A 22,678-nucleotide genomic window follows, 5' to 3' on the forward strand; every position below is an offset into this window, starting at 1 on the left:
GGTGAAAAGATTAGCATAACAGCTCGGATAATCAAATTCTTTCTGCTGCAAACTCGACAAATCTCTTGAGTACGTGGAATTGCGAGTATGCCCCCCAGGCTCTGACCATCCCACGCCTTACAATTTCGTTTCGTTGCTCAGGTTCGTCGAGGTAATATCTGAACAAGGTCGCAAATTCTGCCGGAGACTTCGCGGTCACCAGTTCATCCTCGTTATACACATCAGGAGCTGCCATCGGCAAGTCGCAAAGCTGAAAAGCGCCGCATGCCTGCAAGACGTGAGTACGCTCATTAACTTCATTGTATGTCGCTTTTTGTGCTTGCAGATGGTAATTCGGACATACCTTGGCAAAATTGTACAGGAAAGAAGCGTCTGCTTGATTCAGATTGGAAAATCTACCGGGCCAACCTGTGCCTGCGAGGATACCCGAGAACGTTGTCACAATTGGGAGCAGATACTCCTGAGTCTGCTGTAATTTTATTGGACTATTTGTCCCCACAAAAGCGTAATCAAAAACTGGGTGCGCGGGTAACATACGATGCAGGAGTGGATTGAAGGCAAAGGGCAACGATAAGATGGGCAATGCTAACCGACCCAGTTGCTTATCGCGACGCGGATCAAGATGAAAAGTCACGTAAAAGTCTGCGTTTTGTTGCGGAGCCTGAAACTCGGAGCAAAGCCCAATCAGTAACGGATGGCGGTTCAAATGTCCGTACAGGAATCGCCGGTTGATTGTTCCCGCGACCTGAGGGACATCTACCGATAACAGGACGTTGGGGTTGAAGCTTTCGACAAGTTCATCTATCGGATACCCAGCGATTGCCAATTTGGTTTCTATGCCCATAAAATTGAGGCATTGGTACCAGCTCTCGAAAATGTAGTAGAGTGCTCCCATGCTTGATGAAGGCGAGTGCAACAGAACTCTCAAGCCTGCTTTCTCATAGGAATTTCTGTATTGATCGAGCAAGGACGTTCTGAGACTCTCATTGAGTAATACCAGCTCTTGGCGACTTTGATCAGCAGCGTGTTCAGAAATCCAACGGAGCGACTGCATTAGCTGTTCTGGTCGAATGAACGACTCTTGATCCTTTAGCGTCAAGCGGCCGAGCGTAGTGCAAAGATTGAAATGAGCCTCAGCAAAATCGGGATCAATCGACGCGGCAAGAGCAAGATGTTCCGTTGCCATCTCGTACTGCTTGTCGTGAAAGAGGAGTACTCCTGAATTGTTTAGCGATCTTGGATCTTCGGGGCTCAGTTGAAGTGCGAGATTTAAATAGTGACGCGAGCTACTTTTGTCGCCAAGTGCATAGCATGCCTCCGCCATCCCGCGAATTGCCTCGAAATTGTTCGGAGACTGGGTGAGAATCCTCTCAAATAGTGCTGCAGCATCGACAAACTGTCCCGTTCTTAGCAGCGATTCGGCCCGTTGAACCGTCAAGTCGTTTTGATTCAAGTTGTGTTGCGACATAGGCTGTTGAAGCATATCAATTTGAAACGCAAGGACAACCACTTTTGAGTCCTGACAAGTACACCCCAATTACATAACTCATTCAAGTCTGACAGAAACTCTGTCGAAAATGGAGAGGTAACCCAGCAGTAAAGGAACTACCTATGTCGATGTTAATGGAAATCATTGAGTGGATGGATCCTGCCGGCGAAGAGATTATTCATCGCATTCCTCAAGAAGGATCGGCAGATTTTAAGCTCGGTGCCCAATTGATTGTTCGCGATAGTCAGCTCGCAGTATTCTTCAAGGATGGACACGCGTGCGACTCGTTTACCGTTGGCCGTCACACGCTCACGACACTCAATATTCCGATCTTGACTCGATTGCTTTCGCTCCCGTGGGGATTTGAGTCACCGTTTCGAGCGGAAGTCTATTTCATCAATCAGAAAACATTCACGAATCTGAAGTGGGGAACTCGTCACCCGGTAACTTTCAGAGATAGTAAACTCGGCCTTATCCGGCTACGCGGCCACGGTGCGTTTACATTTCGGGTTTCGCAACCGATGTTGTTTCTTAACTCCATAGTTGGACGTCAGTCCCGATTCACCACTGACGATATTCAGGGCTATTTGCGCGACGTGATAATTGCCCGCATGAACGACATGCTGGGTGAGAAGTTGGACTCGATTATTGACCTGCCGCGCGACTACAATGAACTGGCTCGCGACTTCAAAGCTATCGTGGCAAGCGAATTCGACAAATACGGACTCGAGTTGATTGACTTCTACATTGCATCAATCACTCCTCCCGAGGAGGTGTCGAAGCTCATTGACCAGCGTTCTGGTATGGAAGCTATTGGGGACTTGGACAAATTCTTAAAATTCGAGATGGCACGAGGATTGGCAAGCTCAGGTGTTGCAGGCGCTACAGGCAACACAATCGGCATGGCTGCAGGTGTCGGTGTGATGATGCCGACGATGCTCTCCAGGGCATTTTCCCCGGAACAGCAGGAACTGCGCAGCCAACCTATAGCCACCGTAACTTGTCCCAAGTGCCACACGGACACTCCGGAACAATCGCGGTACTGCTATCGCTGTGGACACGCAATGTTTACTCAGAATGTCTGTCCCGGCTGTCAGAAGGAACTGCCGTCGGAAGCGAAGTTCTGCTTGCATTGTGGTGTAGGTCTGGATGTCAAAGCGGTTTGCCCGCACTGTCAATCTGACCTCATCGCCGGATCAAAATTCTGCGGCTCTTGCGGCAAGTCAGTAGGCAATGGTTAATCAATCTCCGAGTAGGGCTGGCTTCGGAATCGATGTCAGCTGTCCAGGATGCGGCGGTGAACTCAGCCTTCAAGACGACTTTGCAACCATCCGCTGCAGGCACTGTTCTTCAGCGCTTCGAATTTCCATGCCCGCTCTGCCTCCGGCATTCATCATCAAGCCAAAACTGAGCGCTATGCAGGCACGGCCTTATCTGGATCGCTTCCTCAAGGAACAGGATCGCGAACTGTCTCCTGCATCGATATCTGTGGAATCAGTGTACCAACCATACTGGAAGTTTGATTCGCTTATCCTAAAGTTGAGGCACAAACTTGATGTCCGGCGTGAAGTGACCGAATACGGCGACGCCAGGGAATATGAACAGGTTGAAGAAGTCAAACAGGAGATAAGTCTCACCCCGCACCTGGTGACAATATCAGCATCGCCAGCGTCTGATCTTTTTCCTTATTCATTAGGAATGCGAACAGACTATATTCGCATGAAACCGTTTGACGGGCTCCGTGATGACGACGAGTACGTGATTAATCCGGTCGAAACAACTATCCAACACGCGTACGCGCAAGCCGAAAAGGGAGTACAGAAACTCACAGACTTTGGAAACGCGACGTACAATCGAGACGGTTCGCGTTTATTTGGACTTCGGGCTGCGCTTGTGTATTTCCCGTACTACAAACTTACATTTGCGGTTCGTGGAAAGGTGATAAGCTACGTTATCGACGCAGTTGCATCTCGAGTTGTAGGCGAAGCGGTCGTGGAATCGACGGTCGCGCCAGCAGATGTTCAGGATACGGAGAGCTACGGCAAGCTTGGAGTCGAACTGCATCGTTGCACGAACTGCGGAGAGGACCTGCCGACGCTTAACTCGTTCATTTACTGTTGCCGGAATTGCGGTTCAATTTGTTCGCTCGAGACTGATTCAGAGTACGATAAGAAGATTCACGTTGCCGCGACCGGCGGCAACGTGAAGAGCACATTGATGCCGTTCTGGCGGCTCGATTACCAGACAGGGAGTGGGGGCGAGCTTACGCAGATTGTCGTTCCCGCATTTCGCGTGAAGAACCTCGAGGCGATGTGGCGCCTATCGTCACGTCTGTCTGCGTCTGCCTCTCAAATAGATTTCGCTCCAGAAGGTGCCATTGAGTCCGAGATGGCGCCTGCGAATGTCGGTCTTAAGGAAGCCAAAGTACTTGCCCACGCGATCATTGCCCGACAGGACCTAAAACGGCGGGAGGGAAGTATCAAAGACTTGAATCTGATCTTCGGAAGTGCCACGATTCTGCTTGTGCCATTCCATACAGAGAGTTACTTCCTCGTTGACTCAGTACTTTCGGCGATTACAATCGAGCGACAGGCACTTGCCCAAGTCTGAGCGTCTTCTTCATCCAATTACGAATTCTGCAAACTTCCCAGCAAACTCGCGGCATTCATCAAGCTCTGTCGTTGAGGGCACCAGCCGCGCTCTTGCACCCGGCTTAAGTACCTTGAGTTTGAGTTGTTCAAGATACCCTTCGAGTATCTCCGGCGCCTGACCGCCCCAACCGTATGAGCCAAAAGCGGCGGCCTTCTTGCCAGTACTCGAAACTGACGGCAACAAGTGCGCTATGTCCCAAATTGGTTTAACCACATCGCCAGCAAAAGTCGGTGTTCCAAAGATGATTCCATCCGCTGCCTCCATTATATCGCGGGCGCGCTCGCCGGAAACATCCATTGCATCAAACTGATGGACTTCGAATTGGTCAGCCGGAAATGAAGCCGCGATTGTGTCACCCATGCGCTTCGTGTTGCCATAGGAAGAAGCCACAAACATCGCTATGATCTTCTTGCTCGACTTGAACTTGAGTTGTGTCCATTCCAGATACTTCTGGATGAAGTACTTGGGTTGGTCGGCATTGATAGGACCATGGGACGGCGCAACTACCGAGATTGCCTTACTGATTACGCCTTCGGAAGCCTTGCGCGAGAATGGGGCGAACGGGCGCATAATGCAATCGTAGTAATACCACGCTTCGTGTTCAAGGACTGGATCGCCGACCTTTGCAAACATGGAATCTTCGGGACAAATGTGTGCAGCAAAGCCGTCGCAGGAGAACAAGACCTGTTGCTCGGGGCAATAACAGAACATAGTGTCGGGCCAATGCATAAACGGCGCGGACAGAAACTCTAACGAGAGGCCGCCCAAATCCAGCCTATCTCCACCTTTGACTCCCTCGATTGGCCGCGCGTCATCATTTATGATGTTCCTCAAGAAAGGAACAGCCGGCTTGGAACAGACAAGCTGGATGCGAGGATTTCGTCTGAGAACCTCGTTGATTGCGCCGGAATGGTCTGGCTCATTGTGGTTGACTATCAAGTAATCGATCTTTTCGATCGGCATGATCTCCGTAATCGAGTTGAAGAATTGCTCTTCAAAGCCGTCCTTTACCGCATCAATGAGGGCGACTTTCTCTCCTGCAACAATGTATGAGTTATAAGTAGTGCCATAGGTCGTTTTTACGTACAAGTCGAATATGCGCAGTCCCGGGTCTTTGACACCAACCCAGTTTATTCCTTCCGCTATCTGTAATGCTGACATTATCTCTCCTCCAAAGCCCCTAAGATACACGTGAAAAGGGACTATTGCAACCGTATTCGGTCGAAACAGGAGCAGGAATAAGCCCAAAAAAAGGGATTGCACAACTTTGCCTTGGAATCGTATTTGTTGCAGATGAAGACAACCGATAACAATATCATTGCCTGTACTTGCGCTACTTTACTAACGTTCTTGGCGGTGGGGAGCTTCTTCCACGGATGCGGCAAGTCTACGGATCCAGACAAACCGCTCATCAACAAAGTATCGATGTCTCAAGACTTCAATGTCACCGGCGGCGATAAGTTTAGTATCCCAATCTACTTCGAAAACAACAAGCCAATTGCAGCTCTGAGCCTACCACTTCATTACCCGTCAGATTTGATGCGTTGCGATTCTGTATCGTTTGTCGGCGGTAGATGCGAAAAGTTCTTTTTGAATAGGTATTTCACGCGTCATGATACAATACAAGTCGGATCAATTGATACGTTGGGAGTAGGTGCTGGAAGCGGTCTATGTGCTACCTTGCATTTTTGGGTCTTCGGCAATGCTCCGGACACCAATGTCTCAATCGACCTTCTGGTAAATCCTACTTTGCCTTTCGGTTTCTCGGATACTTCTCTAACGGCAGAGACAATCATTCCGCAGTTTGAAGCGGGGAGAATTCACATAAACTCCCAATTGTAACAGGGCGTGTGCACAGAATCTTTGATTCCAGAACAGCAAAAACCTCAAAAAAGTGGCCTGATCAATAAAAGGAGACAAAATGTTGGAGCTAAGACCAACCTGCGAGAACTGCAACAGATCCTTGCCACCTGATTCGCTTGAAGCCCGCATTTGCAGTTATGAGTGCACGTTTTGTGCAAGCTGCGCAGATGATGTTTTGGGCAACGTCTGTCCGAATTGCGGAGGCGGATTTCAACCTCGCCCGATTAGACCTTCCAAAAACTGGAAGGGAGACAATTTCCTTGGCAAGGATCCTGCAAGCACAGTGACAAAGCACAGGCAAGTTGACATCGGGGCACACTCAAGTTTTGCAGCACAAATCAAGATGATTGCACCAGAAAACCGCTAGTCCATGAGTAGACACCGAATCGCATCTTGCTCTTGCATCTTATCCAGTCAGATTGCATATTGTAGGCGGTATGTGTGGACGTTTTACATTGGCACTCGAGCACGAGCGGTTGCTTCTGCAGTACGGCTTCATAGACGTTGACTTTACTTTTCGACCGCGTTACAACATTGCTCCAATGCAGGAAAGCCCAATCGTCGCAATCGATGAAGGCAAGCGTGTCCTTCAGTTAATGCGCTGGGGGTTGGTACCTTCATGGTCAAAGGATGAAACGATCGGAAATCGACTCATTAACGCTCGCGGTGAAACAGTGAGGGAGAAGCCGAGTTTTCGCGCGTCGTTCAAACGCCGTAGGTGTTTGGTGCCGGCAACCGGGTACTACGAGTGGAAGGAGCTGCCCGAATCTCGTCCGACCAAGAAGATCAAGGCACCGATGTATTTCACAGTTAATAACGGCGAGCCGTTTTCATTTGCAGGGTTGTGGGATTCGTGGGAAAGATTTGATGGAAAAAAATTGGTGACGTTTACAATAATTACCACCGAGCCAAGTCCATTAGCTGCCCAGGTTCACAATCGTATGCCGGTTATACTTGCGCGAGAATCAGAACAACTATGGCTGGAAGGGGATGATTCAGCAGCGGCAGAACTAATTCAGCCATATCAGAATGACGATTTGGGAGTATATGAGGTGTCGAAGTTCGTCAATTCACCGCGCAACGATTCGAGTGAGTGCATTGAGCCTGTTCATTATTAGTGAAAGTCGCGCGATTTCAGTTTGATACTGTCGCCGTCAATTGCTACTGATCGAAAGCGCTCGCCAACGACATTGACCACTCCGTCTTTCCGTTCAATCTTCCCCCAGACATACAACACATTCGAGTAGATGACATCTCTGCGGAATCGTTTGGCGAGATCAGGTTTGACTACAATGTTAGCGAACCCGGTTTCATCCTCAAGAGTTATAAACACGAATCCCTTTGCCGTCAGCGGTCGTTGTCTGATTACTACCATACCGCAGGCGCAAACGGAACGGCGATCGGGAGCATCACGCAGATCCTGAGATGACATGACATGTTCCTTTCGTAGTACATCACGCACCAATGCCATTGGGTGTGGTCCGGTTGACAACGAAAGCCCGAATATGTCGGATTGCACAATATCAATGGGACGCATTGAGGGAAGTAACTCAGAACCAGCAGAGGCTGACACCAATTCCAGTTCGTAACCAGATTGCCGGACCAACGAGAGAACTTGCCAAAGAGCCTCGCGTCGTGATACTCCAAAACAATCGAAAGCACCAACCTGTGCAAGTTGTTCAAACTGATGTTTGGACAACGCTGTTCGCAATATGAAATCCTTAAGAGTGCTAAACGGCGAATTTAGGCGCTCTGCCAGCACACGTTCAGCAGCTACTGATCCGAGACTAAGCACATGGCTTAGGCCAAGGCGAATGGCGTTGCCCTCGATGGTACAATCCTTGTCACTGTTAACTATGCAGACATTCTTTATCTCTACACCCTTTCGCATAGCCTCATAGACAATGCTCGCCGTGGTGTAGAATCCCATCGGTTGAGCGTTTAGTAAGGCACAGTAGAATTCAAGCGGATAATACACCTTGAGCCAGGCGGAAACGTAAACAAGCAACGCAAATGAAGCTGCATGGGATTCAGCAAAACCAAAATCCGCGAATGCCGCCAATTGATTATATATCTGCTCTGCAGTACTCGCATCGATACCGTTTCTGCCCATGCCTACTATTAGTGACTCCTTAAGTGCGGCTATCCGTTCTTTTGATTGACGATGCCCAATTGACCTTCGCAGACTATCTGCCTGTGCCGGTGAAAAGCCCGCGGCAGTCATCGCCACGCGAATGCCTTGCTCCTGAAACAGTGGGATTCCCAGTGTGCGCTTAAGTGCAGGTTCTAACGAAGGGTGCAAGTAGCTCACCGGCTCTTCGCCGTTGCGTCTACGCAAATATGGGTGTACCATTTTCCCTTGAATCGGTCCGGGGCGTATAATCGCAACTTCAACCACAAGATCGTAGAAACAGCGCGGCCGCATTCGCGGCAAGGTATTCATCTGTGCCCGCGATTCTACTTGAAAAACGCCGAGTGTGTCGGCACTGCATAACAGATCATAAACCTTGCTGTCAGAGTAAGAAATCTTGCTGATGTCAATTGTCTCGCCGCGGTGTTGGAGAATAAGCTTAAGCGCAAGATCAATCAGTGTCAACATTCCCAGCCCCAACAAATCGATCTTTACCAAACCCATGTCAGCAGAATCGTCTTTGTCCCACTGGATGACGGTACGATTGGGCATTGCTGCATTTTCGACTGGCACAATCTCGGCTAATGGAGTCTTGGTGACGATCATACCGCCGCAGTGAATTCCAAGATGACGAGGGAAGCCCTGCAACCTTCGCGAAAGTTCTATGAGTAATCGTATTCGCTTGTTGGCAAGATCGATGCCTTGTTCGGCAAAACGTACCTCAGTTTCCTTCAGGTCGTTTGTGAAATGATCAAGGCACTTGGCAAGTTTGTCAATATCACTCGCAGAGAGTCCAAGAGTTTTTGCTACTTAGCGAACTGCCGAACGTCGCCGATAGCAAATGACGTTGCACACCATTGCAGCATGATCACGCCCGTACTTCGCATACACGTATTGAATTGCTTCTTCACGGCGATCGGAAGCGATATCAATATCAATATCTGGCGGTTCTCTTCGTTCTTCCGAGAGAAATCGTTCAAACAACAACTCGAGCTTTATCGGATCAACTGCAGTGATTTCAAGACTATAGCAAACGGCAGAATTGGCTGCTGACCCACGACCCTGGCATAGAATTCCGCGTTCGCGACAAAATCGGCAGATATCCCAAACAATGAGGAAATAGCCGGACAGATTCAAGTGGTCAATAATCGTGAGTTCGTGGTCAAGCTGTTTTCGAACAACTTCGGACAGTTCGCCGCAGCGGCGGATGGCGCCGTCGTATACCAATCTGCGTAGATAAGAACTTGAAGTCTCACCATTTGGAACCGGGAAATCAGGCAAAACAGTCGAAAGATCTTTAAGTGCAAACTGACAGCGTTCGGCGATCTCGGAAGTGTTTGCAATTGCGGTGGGTGTGCCGGCAAATTTCGAAATCATTAGCGACCCCGGTTTCAGATATCGTTCGTTGTTGGGGTAAAGCAGACCATTTGCCTTGTCAAGTGACACGCCGTTTTTGATACAAGTAAGCACATCCTGAACTCGACGGTCATCGGGAGTTCTGTAGTACACATCGTTTGTGGCTACGAGTCCGACATTATGCTTGTCAGCGTGTGAAATTATACCCTTACAGTACTTTTCATGCTGTGGTAACTGATGATGGTAAAGTTCGAGGAAGAAGTTATCGTTGCCGAATGTTTCGCATAGTTGATTTATCGTCAACTCTGTTGTCACATGGTCATCCGAAAGAATACTTTCATATAACGTCGTTCCCGACAATGCTATCAAGCCCTCTGAGTAGCGCATGATATGATTAATTGCTACACGTGCTTCGCCCTTTGGGTAACTTTGCAGTGAATTAGCCAGTAAAAGACTGAGGTTGCTGTAACCAGTTCGGTTCTCTGCGAGCAGTACCAGCCGTTTGTTGTTTTCCAGAATCACTTCACTGCCGAAAATGGGATGTATTCCGCTTAACTTTGTAGCTTCGGCAAAGCGGACTGCTCCGTAAATGCCGTTAGTATCGGTTAGTGCCAGTGACCGGTAACCGAGAGTCGCTGCCTGATTTGCAAGCTCTTCCGGATGATTCGCTCCTTCAAGAAAGGAGAAGTTTGATTTGCAATGCAGCTCAACGTAGTCCATTTAGTTGCAAGCAAGGATTAGTCAAAAAATCCCTGAAGGTACCATTTAGATTGTATCTCATCGCGAAAAAGTAAATAGCACATTCCACGATCAGTCTCGACTGCATAGTATGACCTTTGGAATTCACGCTCCCACCAACCGCCTGACACATAGCAAGGTGAACACTGTCGTATCACACGTTCGACACCTGAAGAACTAATGATCCCATACAGATTTTCCCTGTTTGTAGTAACTTTAATGACTTGAAGTGTTCTATAAAGTCTGAGTCCCGAAATTGATCTGCCAGTGTAGTAGCAAAGTGGTGTGCATGCCGAGTGTTTCGTTTTCTGCGATTCTATGAAGTCCATTGTGTTAAGCATCACACTATCTTCTGGAAGCACTTTCTCCACTACGGAGATGCGTTTCAATGACAGTTTCTCCAGCTCATCATTGCAGGATGGTGGGGAATCATCGTTCGATTGCGAAGCTGAAAACAAGGACATCTGGCTTGAGTGCAGCGAGGAAACTGAAATCAATGTTACACGAATTGTGGTGATGCCAATGGTGAACTGCATGCCGTGAAGAGTATATTGTACTTGTCGTTTCCATGCGGGTAACGAACAAGTCAACTTGCTCAGCTTAACATTTATCTGCTTTGGATCGCAGTACGAACCTTCGAGTAGTATGGAGATTTCTTTGCATCCTTCTCCTGCAGTATGAAGCTTCTCCAGCATTGAGCGCAAGAGACAGACAACATTATCTTCAAGCTGTTCGAGATTATTCAGCGGATCGTCAAATCGTATTTCTGCAAAGCGTTCATCGGGGAAATCGTCCGGCAAAATAGGTTGCGCCCTGTTGCTTTGTAGGCATTCAGCCAAGCACCGCATGTCATCGCCGAAACGTCTTGTGATCTCCTGCAATGGCAGTTGTGCAACATCACCAATCGTCTTGAGTCCAAGCGAGTAGAGCTGCATATTCGTTTCTGTTGCGACTCCTAGTGCTGCAATAGGCAGTGGTGATAGGAAATCTCGCTCACAACAGTTGGGGACATTCAATGTATCATAGGGATGAGCTAAGAGCGATGCTATGCGTGCCACCTGTTTATTGCATCCAACTCCAATCTGAACTGCATATGTCGATGGTGAAAACAAGCGAAGAATACTTTTGCATACATCATCCTCGCTCCCGTGAAGAAGAGTAAGACCGCGAAGTTCAAGATAGTATTCTCCCGGTGCGTTTGTTTCCACATTCGGTCCTACCCGGTATAGCAATTCTCGAATTTTATCTGATTCAATCTGCTCATGTTTGTGATCCTGAGTAAGCATTCTCAGTTGGGCACAACGGCTGCGTGCCTGTGCGACAGTCATTCCAGTTTGCACATCACGGCTTGCAACTTGATTTACCGCTACTATAAGAGCTTGCGGGTTATCAGTTTCTGCAACGGCATACGGGTATAGTGACCTTGGAGCTATGTCGTTAAGCAACACACACAAGGGGAAATCAGCGATGGTAACGCAGGCGATACGATTCGTCATACCAAAGTCATTTCTATGTTCTTGCCTTCGGGGCTAATTTTGCTTCTGGTAACTGTCATTGTTGCACTGTTTCGGGTACAGCGTGTAACAGTTAATTGCAACGATATCAGGCTTGGAGGGAATAACTGATAGCGTGAATCAGTAAGAAAGATCACCATTCCTTGGTAACGTGTTGTTATGATTCGCAGGCGGTGCATCTGTTCCATTTTCAGCTTGTCGTTTCTGCCTGTGACATCACAAGCAATTACTCGCGTTGGTGTAAGACGGAAGAGATTTTCGGCAATTCGAACAGATTCACAACTCGAATCAGTCGTAACTACTAATAACTGCTCGACCTTGATACCAGCAGTTATGGCTGATAACGGAAAGAAGGTTGAACTGGAATCGATATAGGCAAGTGGATATTGGTACTGATAGCCAGCAAGAAGATGAAAGAGCACCGCTGTTTTGCCGCTTGAAGCGGCACCGGTTAACTCGACTAAAAGCCCTGAGGGTAATCCTCCTCCGGGGAACATACCATCGAACTGGACGTCGCCAGTTTTGAGATAGGCTTGTTTTGTTAACCGAGCCTCACGAAACATCTCAGGATATCTGCATTTAAGCGCCGTCAATCCCGTGACAGATTTACCAACAATGGTTCTATCGCTCTCAGTAGGGCCACTAGTAATACTATTCTTGTATCGCATACTGCACATATGTGCAGTATGCGATAAGTACGCTCAGTGAGCAATCACATTCTAAAGTTAGCCAAGATTACTGAGAAAAATAGACACATCAGTATTGCAACTAATCTTGTAAATCGTTATCGTCCAACGTTTGCCGGAGTGGCGAAATTGGTAGACGCAAGGGACTTAAAATCCTATTTCCACAAAATCGCAACTTCTTGCCGCACAATGCAAGTCATTTATCCGCAGTTGCTTAGCGCGCGCTATTGCACATATCACTTCATGCTATTTTGTACGATTTTGGCTGCGTCATGGACACTTTTTGGACACCTAACTGAAAAATGGACCGTAGATTCCGTGACTCAATTCGTCGCACACTTGGCAATCGCCCCATGTACGATTTGCTTTGTCGCTGCCAGATGGCGGAAGTGACGCAGCCGCCGAGCCTAATGATTGGTGCGACTCGAAAAGTCCGCACTGGAACTGATCCCGGGAAGAGCAGGACTGGTCGATGAGGCAATTTCACATCGCGGATTGACCATAGGCAAGACACCGCACTTTCGGCGAAGAAGTCTCCAGAACCTGTCAGCGGTCTGTTAGAAGCTTGCCCTTCTCGCAGATTTGCATGGAGAAGGCGGATCCAAGTTTCCCTTCGAGAGCATTGGCTCGGCAGAAGGCACGTAGCTTGAACTCATGACCGTCGGGGAGGGGACCCAACAGGTCTTGAAGAAGCGCTGTTGAATACTTGTTGCCACCACTCAAGCTGTTTCTAAGCTTTCAACTCTTCGAGTCCGGATTGGATTAACAATATACAGTCAATGCCCGTTCCTCTTAGATGGGTTGGGTGTCATCGGTCGAATGATCGTCCGTCGCCGGGTTCCTCTTCAGTCTTACCGTCACGAATGTGGTAGACGCGCCTAAATGTCGGGATGATCTTCTCGTCATGTGTTACGACAATTATAGCAGTTTCGTATTGACGCCATTTGATTGAGAATACGAATCACAGCCAGTGCCCGTTCACTGTCAGAGTGGCGCGGTGGGCTCGTCGGCCAGAATTACCGGTGGACGGTTGACCAATGCCCGTGCGATCGACACGCGCTGCTGCTCTCCGCCGGAAAGCTGCGACGGCATTGCTTTGGCGCGATGAACGACATCTAACGCTTCCAGTATGTCAAGCGCCGACCTGCGGGATTCGCCATTCGGACGTCCTGCCAGCATGGGCAATAACGCAACGTTGTCGGTGACGTCGAGAAATGGAATCAGGTACGGTGCCTGGAACACGAATCCGATCTTGTCGCGGCGCAGGATGCGCAGAGCCGGAATCTTCCAACCGTCCTGGTAGATCACTTGTTCACCCAGGGTCATTTGCCCGGCGGTCGGTTCGATCACCGCACCAAGGCATTTCAGCAGAGTACTCTTGCCTGAGCCCGAGGGCCGATTAGTCCCACGACCTCGCCGGGGCTGACCTTCATGTCCACCCCCTTGAGCGCATCGACGGCGGTTTCCCCTGCACCGTAGCGTTTGCGCAGTCCTTCGATTTGTATTCCGGTTTTGTTCATCTCAACCACCGATCGCCTCCGCTGGGTCAACTTTGAGCGCCGTGCGAATCGCCAGTACGCTTGCCAACACGCAGATCACGACCACAGCGAAGAATCCGAACGCTGCATCTTTGGATTCAAGCAGCACATACTTCGGAAAGATCGGCGCCCAGATTGTGGCAGCGATTTTTCCCACCACGAATCCGATCAAGCCCAGACCGACCGCCTGTTGCATGACCGATCAGTTTGAGTACCGCGATCTCGCGGATTTTCCCCAGTGTGAGGGTGTAAATAATGAAAGCCACTATGGCCGCGCTGACGATGGCCAGAATCACGAGAAACATGCCGATCTGTTTCGCGGAGGTGGCGATTAACTTCTGTAGCAGGATAGTCTCCATCTGCGCGCGGGTATAGATTTGCAACTGTTTCCAGCGGCGGATTGGTGCGGCTACCTCATCGGGGGTGAATCCGGGCTTGATTTGTACCAGCACGGCATTGACGTAGGGATTAGCGTTTTGCGAAGCGATCACCGCATCGAGCAGCCCTGGCACCCCGGGGCGGTTGATCGCCGCACTGGCGGAAGTACGACGGCGTTGCTGAACGATGGCGTCGTTGTCTTTCAGAAACTGTGCTTCCTGCGCGTCTTTCAGCGGGATGAAGACCATCGGGTCGCCGCTGGAGGACACCATTCGCCTCGTCAGGCCGACCACAGTATAATAGTTGCGGCGAATCTGTATCTCTTCACCTAGCTTGAATCCGGTTGCCAAATCGGCCACGGCTTCATAGTGCGTTCGGGTAATCTGACGCCCTGCGACGAGGTAGCTGCATTGTCCCGGTTCCCCCGGCTCGCCGGAGACACCCCCGACTATCATCGCGCGAACATCCTGCTCCCCCCGGCGCACTTGCGTCGTCAAATAGGTGACGTTGGCGACCCGGGAGACGCCCGGCATAGCGAGGATGCCTCGATAGAGATCATCATAGAGACTGGACGACTCAGCGTATGGTCCGAGCGTGTGCTTCTGCACCACCCACAGGTCCGCACCACTGTTATCGAGGAGCGCCTTGGCGTCGTCGACCATACCTCGGTAAACCCCGGCCATGGTTAAGGTCACGCCGATCAACAGTCCCAGTCCGACACCGGTGAAGACAAACTTGCCCCACGAGTGGAGTATGTCGCGCCCTGCCAGACTGATCATTGTGACACTCCCGGCAGTTGCTCGACGATCTTAATGCGGCTCTGGGCTCTCAGCGCTCGCTGGCTATAGACCACCACCTGCTCACCAGCCTTCAGCCCTTCAAGAATCTGCACCCAACCTTCGAGATCGCTCGCACCCAATCGGACTTCTGCAAATCGCAGATCACCGTCTTCAATCAGCCACACGCCCAATCGTCCATCGACTCTCTGCAGACTGGCGTTCGGCACCGTCGGCGCGGTCGGAAGCGCAGTCAGCGCCACAGTTACTTCCGTCAACTCGCCGATGGGTGGCAAGGGATCCGGCACCGAATCGAACACAACTTTGGAAAGAACTTCCTCGGTCACGGCATCGGCCAGCGGCTCCACCCGCAGCACCCGCCCGTCGATGTCGCGCTGGGATTGCGAGCGCAGCACGATGCGCGCCCGTTGTCCTGAGCGCAACCCGGCGGAACCAAGTTGATCAAAGCGCACGTTGATCCATAGACTGTTCGGGTCGATTACCTCCACCACCGCCTGACCGGCAATTATCGTAGTGCCGGGATCGGCATTGCGTGATGCTACCAGACCATCCACAGGAGCAATCAACTTCAGGTTGGCTCGCTGACGGATGAGACCGTCGCGATCCGATCGGATCCTTTCCAAGTCCTGACGTGCCGCATCCAGATTGGCGCGAGCGAGGGCATGGTTTGCTTCGGCGACCTGATACTCCAGCCGCTTACCTTCGATTTCTTCTTCGCTAAGGGTGCCCGAGTGAAACAACTGCTCATATCGCCTTGCCTGCGTCGCGGCATTTGCCCTGCGTGCCGAAAATTCTTGGACCTGCGCCTCGAACGCCAAAATGGCCGCTTCTGCCCGCCGAAGCGCAGCTTCCTGGGAGGCGACGCGGTCGTCGAGATCCACCGGCTCCATTTCACCCAACACCTGGCCCGCCCGCACTTTCTCGCCTACTTGAACGTCAACGCGTTTGACGCGCCCGGCGATTGTGGGACCGATCTTGTAAGCATACCGCGCCTCGACCGTACCGATTCCAAATAGCGCGGGCGTGATGGAACTGTCTCTGACCAAAGTCGCGGTCACGGGAATCGGAGCCAACGGTCCCGAACTCAAAACCACATAGATGAACAGCACGAGCAAAGGCGCCAATACCCCGACGAGCGCCAAAGTACGTCCCTTGATACGCAATCCTTTCATTTCACTCTCCTTAAGGTGCGGCGAAAGAAGGCGAACGCTGCGGGAGCGTCCTTGCGAATGCGCCTCACATCTCCTGCCAGTAAAGACTGTATGACCAGCCCTTGGATCGCTCCGATCAACATTGCTGCGGCAGCCGCGGCATTGACTTCTGGATCGATCTCTCCCTGCAATTTTCCTCTTTCGATTATTGTGCGCAGCCGTTCACCGTAACGTTTGATGAGAGTCCGCACCAGTTGCTTGGCCGCCGTGTCGCCATTACGTTGAAGCTCACAAAAGAGAATTCGCGGTATTCCGGGGCGCTTCGCGATGAAGTCAATGTGCGTCAAAAACACCGCCTCCAACGCTGCCAACGGTGACTCAATGCCCTTATCGGCCCGGTCGACTTTGACAAGCAATTGTCCAGTTACCCACTCCATCACTGCTGTCCAAACGGCTTCCTTGTTTACGAAGTGCCGAAACAGCGCACCTTGGGTCACATTCATTCGCTCCGCTATTGCAGCGGTCGTAATTTCGCTCGGGTTCTGCTCGGCTGCCAATTCAATCACTGCCTCCACAGTGACGGCGCGACGGACGTCTGATGCAAGGTGCTTGGCACGTAGGCTCATCATATACCTCCAAAAGTAAGTAATCAATTACTATCATTTATACGCGACCACGTCCGAAGGTTTCAAGATAATTCTGCGTGGACCTCACTTTTGTCATCGTGTAGCATTAGCGTTCAGAGCATGGCTGCAGCAAATGAAATGATCGCGCAAACCAAGTCCACCGTAGTTGATCGTAGCTTTTGCTATTTCCTGTGGGGTTCGTTTGTGTTTGTTGCCTGTCTAATAGTTTTTGTATTCGGGCAAACGATCCTGAACAAGTGGTCTGGTTTCCGTGGGCGACCCTTATGCCACTGGGTGCGATCATCAGTGCAATTCGCCTAGGTCGCGATCGGAAGCGCAGTCGTATTCGGACCCATGCGGAACATAGTTACGACGGCGTCTGGCAGGCCACCGGAATATGGGCTGCAGTAATCACTCTTGGAAACCCCATCTTCCAGTATTTTCCACCTCAGGCGATTCATGTTTTGATATCAATACTGGTCGGCATTGCGGTCTATTCTTCTGGCCATATTATGGGGCTCTTGTCGTTCAAGATAGGTGCATTGCTGTGGTGGAGCGCGGCCATGATTATGATGCTTGTCCCCGATAATTTTCACTCGCTCATCATGGCTGCCGCTATCATTCCGGGTTACATCCTTCCAGGATATCTTCTTCGGCGAAGTGTTCGCTCCATGCGAACGGAATAACGTATTTCACAGATGAAACCCCTTCAACCGCTGGATCCCCTTATCCACTCGGCCCTACGATTATCGATCATGACCATTCTGGCCAGTGTTCGGGAGGCGGATTTCGTCTTTCTACGCGATTCGATTGATGCTACTGATGGAAACTTAAGCACTCATCTTCTCAAACTGGAGGGAGCCAAATACGTTCGTGCAACGAAGAAGTTTGAGGATAAGAAGCCGAAGACGCGCTTCACGCTGACGGTCGTGGGCCGACAAGCATATGCAAGCTATGTTGAATCACTGGAGGAGTACATCAGGGCATCAAGGCAGGCGAAATGAGACTTGTTAGTCGCCTATATTCGATTGTTCACCATCGACTTCCGCTGATTTGGGTGTCGTGTAACCGGATCGAGAATTCAAAGCTCACAGAAGTCTGAGGAGAGTGAGGTCGGGGCCGCCTAATTTATTCCATTGTCAGACAATTAATCAGGCCGACAAGATTCGATTGGAGTTTTCTCGCTCTCCCAGAACTCTATTTTTGCTATGCAGTCAAGTCGATCAGTCCACGTGCAGCATACCAATATATGACCCCAAAAAAGTAAGCTGGGTGAATTGGATCAAGCGTGATTATTGACCTAATCATCGTTCACGCCAATCAAGGGGCTCGTCTGAACATGCATGCCTGACCAATCTAAGAGCGGGAAGCGGAGTAGACCTCCCGCTCTTAGAAATGCCATGGAGAAGTGGCGGCTATTTGAGTTCGTCGATGCCTGCGCCAAAATTTATGTGAAATGGACTGCCATCCACCACCAGTGCGGGAACGGACTTTACTCCCAGCGCTTCAGCTTCCGCAATTCGCGCCTTGGCGGTACCCAGATGGACAACCTCGACTTCATACATATTCTTGTCGAGTCCTCCAACAAATTGTTGTTCCGCTGAGAGGCAGACTGGGCAACCAGCGTGGTAAAATGTCGCTTTCTTCACTGTTTCTCCTTCTGTTAAAGGTCTATATAGTATCGACTCGATACTACAGAAACAGTATAAGAAGTAATAAGTTCCTTGTCAAGATAGTATCGAGTCGATATATTACAAATATGAGAAACGGCCATGCCTTTACTCTCTTGGAACGAATTGCCAATCTCCTTCGGGCGGAAGAACGTCGCCTGGGAGGGGAGTTGGGGCTTCAACCGGTGCATCTACAGGTCTTGCACTATCTCAGCCGCGCTAACCGATACAGTGATACTCCTATGTCGGTCACTGACTATTTTGCCCTGACCAAAGGCACCACATCACAAACGGTGATCGTCCTTGAGGATCGAAAACTCATAGTTCGTAAGCGTGATACTCATGATGGCAGAAAAGTTCACCTTCAACTCACGCGCGCAGGAAAGCGCATCTTGTCAAGGTTGATGCCATCTGGGCTTTACAAAGAGGCTCAGAAAAACCTTCCGCCTGGCTTACAGACTGATCTTGAGGCACTTCTTCGCGCTATGCAGGCTGTCGGCGGCCATCGGAGTTTCGGCGTGTGTCATACGTGTCACTTCTTTAAATCTGACGCTCAAAAATATCGCTGCGGCCTTACGGGCGAGATTCTGACTTCCAAAGATGCAACTTTGATTTGTCGTGAACACTTAAGTCAGTAATCACTTCAAAACAATTGATTTCCATCTACTTCCGTCGATCATCGCATAGTGTAGCCGGATCGGCAATCGGAAGCACACAGAAGTTTGGAGAGAGTGAAGTCGGGGCCGCCAAAGACTTGAGGAATCCACAATTGCGATCTTAAGGCCTAAAAACTGTCACAATTTGGTCACAGCTCCAGTTAACTCTATGTCCCCCAGCGCGAGTCGGGGTTCGCTCACCCCACCATGCGTTCTCATGCGATATCTGCAAATATCGAGAGCGTTTCTCAGAGAAGATCAACGAGATATTGCTTGTATTGGACATGGAACCAAACCTGGTAGGTTGCGTTTGATGAATATAATGAAGATATCGATGATATTGATGAGTAGCGCAATATTCAGCATCGCGACGCATAATTCTGACACTCTTGCCGGGGAAAAGCGGATGTTAACTCAAGGCGATTCGACAATGCAACTTTTTGATTTCGGAGATAGTACAGAATCCAATCGATGGGTGGCGGCCAATGACAATGTAATGGGTGGAGTATCGACAGGACTGGTGTCGCTTACCGAAGACAGCTGCCTGCTGTTCTCTGGTTCACTGTCTCTTGAAAACAACGGAGGTTTTGCTTCCATTCGCACACGGCCGAAAGATTGCGTCCTTGGCGGTTACCAAGGCATAAGAATTCGAGTGAAGGGTGATGGGAGGGTTTACCAATTTCGGATTCACGTAGATGACTACTTCGATGCGGTCGCGTTCAAGCGTGACTTTCAAACCACCGACGATATCTGGGTAGAAATAGATCTTCCCTTTGCATCCTTTGTTCCCACTTACCGTGGCAGAATCCTAGAGAATGAGAAACCTCTGGTGGCCGCTAGAATAAGGCAGGTAGGATTCTTGATCGCGGATAAATCAGCCGGACCCTTCAATCTGATCGTAGACAAGATCACGGCCTACCGGTAGCGTTCACCATCTGCCAAATCTGCTCACGAAGAGGAGCCCCCAAAGTGCTGATTGTTCACCGCCAGCTGAATCTGTACACTCAACAGGACCGGAACTAAGAGGCAATTTGTACAGATGACATGGAAGCCATTGGCACAAAGCCGTTGGAGGTGACTTCTCTATGAATTTGGTCAAGTGTCTTGATGAGCACCACGGCAATCCACGTTTGACATAAGCGGCTTCTAACACCTGTCTAACAGAACAGGCCGCAACACGGGACAAAGCGGGACAACACCGAACAAAATGAATAACGCAAGTCTTTGCCGTTTGTCCCTTGGTGTCCTTTGTTGTCCCGTGTTAGGGATGCTGAAAAAGCTCGTTCAACAAGATCACGACTGCTATGATGTCCACTTTATGACGATACCACTGGCTGAACTGGACTGTCGCACCAAACCCCAACCAAGAAGAACTATGACAAGATTGCGGGCCCGCGCGCTCGCCCTGAGTGTCAAAAAACGTCAACACTTAACAAAAAAAGTGTTACCTATGCGCACGGTCTAAAGTGTAACCTATGCGACAGTCAGTACAGACGGGCAACCGAGGACGTCTGCCGCGCACGAAGCGCGAACGCTCGACGCACAAGCACAGATATGCCTATATGTCTTTCTCCATTCGGATGACTCGCAAGGGGATTCCATTGAGATCGTTATCGAAGCGCTTGATTACGACATAGCCCAATTTCTTGTAGAAGTCTTCGGCGGATATTCCCGCCAGTAAGTACAGCTTTCGAGATGCTGCTCTTTGGCCATCATCTCGATGGCATGCATTGGTTGCTTGCCAATCCCCTGTCCGATGTTGAGACACAGCGACGAAGACTTCCCGCACGCGATCATTGTCAAGCGATGCCGTCCCGACAACATCTTGCCCATCGGTACAGACAAGGGTAATCCACTTGCCTGCTCGTTCGATTATCTGCTCCGGAGTATACAACCTCACCAAGGCTTCGATCGCCTCACTGGGATAGTCACGGATATTGACTTGCCGCAGGTTCTGAATGAAAATCTGACTTAACGCTTCCGCGTCGCTCGGTAGGAATTTTCTGACTAACATGTATCTACGCTTCGCTTCTGACGGGGCGCCGAGTACGACTCTAGTCTTTTGTGTCTCCTTCACCAGGCTGGGTTGGTTCATTTCCGGTTTGCTGGTCTGTGCGAGAAGGCGGGATTCCGCCACTTACTGTGCCATACGCGCTCGGAAGATAGATCAGGCTCAACATCATTTCGCTGACGTTCACTTCGCCAGGCCAGTTGTCGCTCAACCGCCCCACGAGGTAGAAAGTGTTGCTTCCCGAAGTAACAGCGAAGATGCGCTGAGTCGAAACGGGAATCTCCCCTGAGAATTCTGATAGCGCTCCTTTGGAGATGACGACCGTGACATCGGAGGGCAAAGACTCCGACACGTCTGATACAGCCAACAAAGGCCGACGGCTGTTACCCCAATCGAGGAAAACGCTGCACGAAGCAATGGCCAAAACGTAGCCGCCGGCAGGGCAATTGATCGAACGCGTAAGCAAATTAACTGGGCTGGTATCGACAAGATCGATTCCCGCGACCGCACCATTGAGAGCTTGAGCCACGCCCGGCTCATCAAGGGTCTCGTCGGCGCTCACAGCATTTGCCTGAATCTCGGAGGCGCCGACCGAATTTGCTCCCAAGTCGTTACTGTTAATCGTGCCGTCGGCTATTTGCAGTGAGGTTATCAAACCGTCACTGAGATCGGTAGTGTGGATCGACATGTCTTCAATCTCGTCGCCAGTCAGGCTGTTCGGTACAACGTCGGCGGCCGAGAGCGAACCGTCGGCAATCTGCGTTCCCGTGATCGAGCCTGCGACGAAATCTGCGCCTAGCAGTGAGCCGTTGACGACGTGACTGGTGGTGATCTGCGAGGCGGCAATGTCAACCCCGAGCAACGATCCGTCCAAGACCCTGCTCGAAATGATGGCATTCGCGGCGATCTTCTCGCCGGTGATGGTCGATCCGGCAATATCGGCGGCCGCAATCGTCAAGTCTTGAATCTTCTGTGAGTTGACTGCTCCATCGACCAAGCTCGTCGAAGTGACACCGTTGGGTGCCACGGTCACCGCTGTGCCGGCTGAATCAGCCTGCAAAGAGTGGTAAGCAAATGCCGCGGTAACGATGCGCCGGCGCGGGGAAAGCTCGGAACCGGAGCCAATGCGGGCCCCCAGCCAACGCTGGTCGCCGTTGAAGAGGTTTACCGGAAAGGGCGTCGACCACACCTAACAGTGCAGAAAACAGGCCATCCACGACAGTGACATCTTGGAGTTTCGACCACAGTTGAAGCACCGTCCGTTTCAGAATCGTAGATGCGAAACGTTGTGGCCTGTACGCCGTTTAAGGGCGTTCTCCCGGAGTCCTGCAGCCGCCCCTGATAATTTAGGTAGGCGCAGAGCAGCCCCCCAATGACAACTGCGCCAACAGCAAAATGAATCCTGCTGCAACGAGCCGTGAC

General features: G+C 50.5%; 20 protein-coding genes and 2 pseudogenes. 9 read left to right on the forward strand and 13 right to left on the reverse strand.

Going from position 1 to position 22,678, the window contains the following annotated elements; translation table 11 throughout:
* Positions 1-31: 31 nt before the first annotated feature.
* Positions 32-1,453 (reverse strand): tetratricopeptide repeat protein, encoded by a 1,422-nt coding sequence (locus IPH59_05100; protein MBK7091085.1) that lies wholly within the window; start codon positions 1,451-1,453, stop codon positions 32-34.
* Between the two features lie 158 nt (positions 1,454-1,611).
* On the opposite strand from IPH59_05100, the gene IPH59_05105 reads away from it, so the two are divergent.
* Both IPH59_05105 and IPH59_05110 read left to right on the forward strand, forming a co-directional pair.
* Positions 1,612-2,730 carry an SPFH domain-containing protein gene (locus tag IPH59_05105; protein MBK7091086.1) on the forward strand — a complete coding sequence of 373 codons (1,119 nt, stop codon included), beginning with the start codon at positions 1,612-1,614 and terminating at the stop codon, positions 2,728-2,730.
* Between the two features lie 127 nt (positions 2,731-2,857).
* Positions 2,858-4,099, forward strand: a complete 1,242-nt coding sequence (locus IPH59_05110; GenBank protein ID MBK7091087.1) for a hypothetical protein — start codon at positions 2,858-2,860, stop codon at positions 4,097-4,099.
* A gap of 9 nt (positions 4,100-4,108) precedes the next feature.
* On the opposite strand, the gene IPH59_05115 is transcribed toward IPH59_05110, so the two are convergent.
* Complete coding sequence (locus tag IPH59_05115) at positions 4,109-5,302, reverse strand: FprA family A-type flavoprotein (protein ID MBK7091088.1); 1,194 nt, start codon at positions 5,300-5,302, stop codon at positions 4,109-4,111.
* 132 nt (positions 5,303-5,434) lie between these two features.
* Between IPH59_05115 and IPH59_05120 the strand changes: the two genes are divergently transcribed.
* The 3 genes from IPH59_05120 to IPH59_05130 all read left to right on the forward strand — a co-directional run bounded on the left by IPH59_05120 (position 5,435) and on the right by IPH59_05130 (position 7,122).
* Positions 5,435-5,983: a hypothetical protein gene (locus IPH59_05120; GenBank protein MBK7091089.1), complete on the forward strand. Its 549-nt coding sequence runs from the start codon at positions 5,435-5,437 to the stop codon at positions 5,981-5,983.
* Between the two features lie 79 nt (positions 5,984-6,062).
* Entirely contained in the window at positions 6,063-6,371 is a 309-nt protein-coding gene (locus tag IPH59_05125) for a DUF1272 domain-containing protein (GenBank protein ID MBK7091090.1), read from the forward strand.
* A 70-nt stretch (positions 6,372-6,441) separates the two neighbouring features.
* On the forward strand, positions 6,442-7,122 hold the full coding sequence (locus tag IPH59_05130) for an SOS response-associated peptidase (GenBank protein MBK7091091.1): 681 nt from the start codon (positions 6,442-6,444) through the stop codon (positions 7,120-7,122).
* Here IPH59_05130 and IPH59_05135 read toward each other — a convergent pair.
* The 8 genes and pseudogenes from IPH59_05135 to IPH59_05170 form a co-directional block, all read right to left on the reverse strand.
* On the reverse strand, positions 7,119-8,741 hold the full coding sequence (locus tag IPH59_05135) for a hypothetical protein (GenBank protein MBK7091092.1): 1,623 nt from the start codon (positions 8,739-8,741) through the stop codon (positions 7,119-7,121). The genes IPH59_05130 and IPH59_05135 overlap by 4 nt on opposite strands.
* Positions 8,742-8,945: 204 nt before the next feature.
* Complete coding sequence (locus IPH59_05140) at positions 8,946-10,211, reverse strand: PHP domain-containing protein (protein ID MBK7091093.1); 1,266 nt, start codon at positions 10,209-10,211, stop codon at positions 8,946-8,948.
* 17 nt (positions 10,212-10,228) lie between these two features.
* Positions 10,229-11,725, reverse strand: coding sequence for a DNA polymerase Y family protein (locus IPH59_05145; GenBank protein MBK7091094.1), 1,497 nt, complete (start codon positions 11,723-11,725; stop codon positions 10,229-10,231).
* The gene (locus IPH59_05150; protein MBK7091095.1) at positions 11,722-12,306 is read right to left on the reverse strand and encodes a hypothetical protein; all 585 of its coding nucleotides are present in this window, start codon (positions 12,304-12,306) and stop codon (positions 11,722-11,724) included. The genes IPH59_05145 and IPH59_05150 overlap by 4 nt, the downstream gene beginning before the upstream one ends.
* A gap of 931 nt (positions 12,307-13,237) precedes the next feature.
* Positions 13,238-13,949, reverse strand: a pseudogene (locus IPH59_05155) (ABC transporter ATP-binding protein).
* Position 13,950: 1 nt separating this feature from the next.
* Positions 13,951-15,124, reverse strand: a pseudogene (locus IPH59_05160) (ABC transporter permease).
* On the reverse strand, positions 15,121-16,314 hold the full coding sequence (locus IPH59_05165) for an efflux RND transporter periplasmic adaptor subunit (GenBank protein ID MBK7091096.1): 1,194 nt from the start codon (positions 16,312-16,314) through the stop codon (positions 15,121-15,123). Before IPH59_05165 ends, IPH59_05160 begins: the two are co-directional and overlap by 4 nt.
* The gene (locus IPH59_05170; GenBank protein MBK7091097.1) at positions 16,311-16,919 is read right to left on the reverse strand and encodes a TetR/AcrR family transcriptional regulator; all 609 of its coding nucleotides are present in this window, start codon (positions 16,917-16,919) and stop codon (positions 16,311-16,313) included. Before IPH59_05170 ends, IPH59_05165 begins: the two co-directional genes overlap by 4 nt.
* 284 nt (positions 16,920-17,203) lie before the next feature.
* Between IPH59_05170 and IPH59_05175 the strand changes: the two genes are divergently transcribed.
* Together IPH59_05175 and IPH59_05180 are read left to right on the forward strand one after the other, a co-directional pair.
* The gene (locus IPH59_05175; GenBank protein MBK7091098.1) at positions 17,204-17,605 is read left to right on the forward strand and encodes a hypothetical protein; all 402 of its coding nucleotides are present in this window, start codon (positions 17,204-17,206) and stop codon (positions 17,603-17,605) included.
* A gap of 12 nt (positions 17,606-17,617) precedes the next feature.
* A complete protein-coding gene (locus IPH59_05180; protein ID MBK7091099.1) occupies positions 17,618-17,923 on the forward strand; it encodes a transcriptional regulator in 306 nt (101 codons plus the stop codon).
* 411 nt (positions 17,924-18,334) lie between these two features.
* On the opposite strand, the gene IPH59_05185 is transcribed toward IPH59_05180, so the two are convergent.
* On the reverse strand, positions 18,335-18,568 hold the full coding sequence (locus IPH59_05185; GenBank protein MBK7091100.1) for a thioredoxin family protein: 234 nt from the start codon (positions 18,566-18,568) through the stop codon (positions 18,335-18,337).
* Between the two features lie 110 nt (positions 18,569-18,678).
* Between IPH59_05185 and IPH59_05190 the strand changes: the two genes are divergently transcribed.
* Both IPH59_05190 and IPH59_05195 read left to right on the forward strand, forming a co-directional pair.
* Positions 18,679-19,227, forward strand: coding sequence for a winged helix-turn-helix transcriptional regulator (locus IPH59_05190; protein MBK7091101.1), 549 nt, complete (start codon positions 18,679-18,681; stop codon positions 19,225-19,227).
* Positions 19,228-19,675: 448 nt separating this feature from the next.
* Positions 19,676-20,170: a CIA30 family protein gene (locus IPH59_05195; protein ID MBK7091102.1), complete on the forward strand. Its 495-nt coding sequence runs from the start codon at positions 19,676-19,678 to the stop codon at positions 20,168-20,170.
* Positions 20,171-20,803: 633 nt separating this feature from the next.
* On the opposite strand, the gene IPH59_05200 is transcribed toward IPH59_05195, so the two are convergent.
* Positions 20,804-21,259, reverse strand: coding sequence for a GNAT family N-acetyltransferase (locus tag IPH59_05200; GenBank protein ID MBK7091103.1), 456 nt, complete (start codon positions 21,257-21,259; stop codon positions 20,804-20,806).
* Positions 21,260-21,299: 40 nt separating this feature from the next.
* Positions 21,300-22,445 (reverse strand): hypothetical protein, encoded by a 1,146-nt coding sequence (locus tag IPH59_05205; GenBank protein MBK7091104.1) that lies wholly within the window; start codon positions 22,443-22,445, stop codon positions 21,300-21,302.
* Between the last annotated feature and the right edge of the window lie 233 nt (positions 22,446-22,678).

This window comes from bacterium (assembly GCA_016708315.1).
Classification (GTDB): domain Bacteria; phylum Zixibacteria; class MSB-5A5; order CAIYYT01; family CAIYYT01; genus JADJGC01.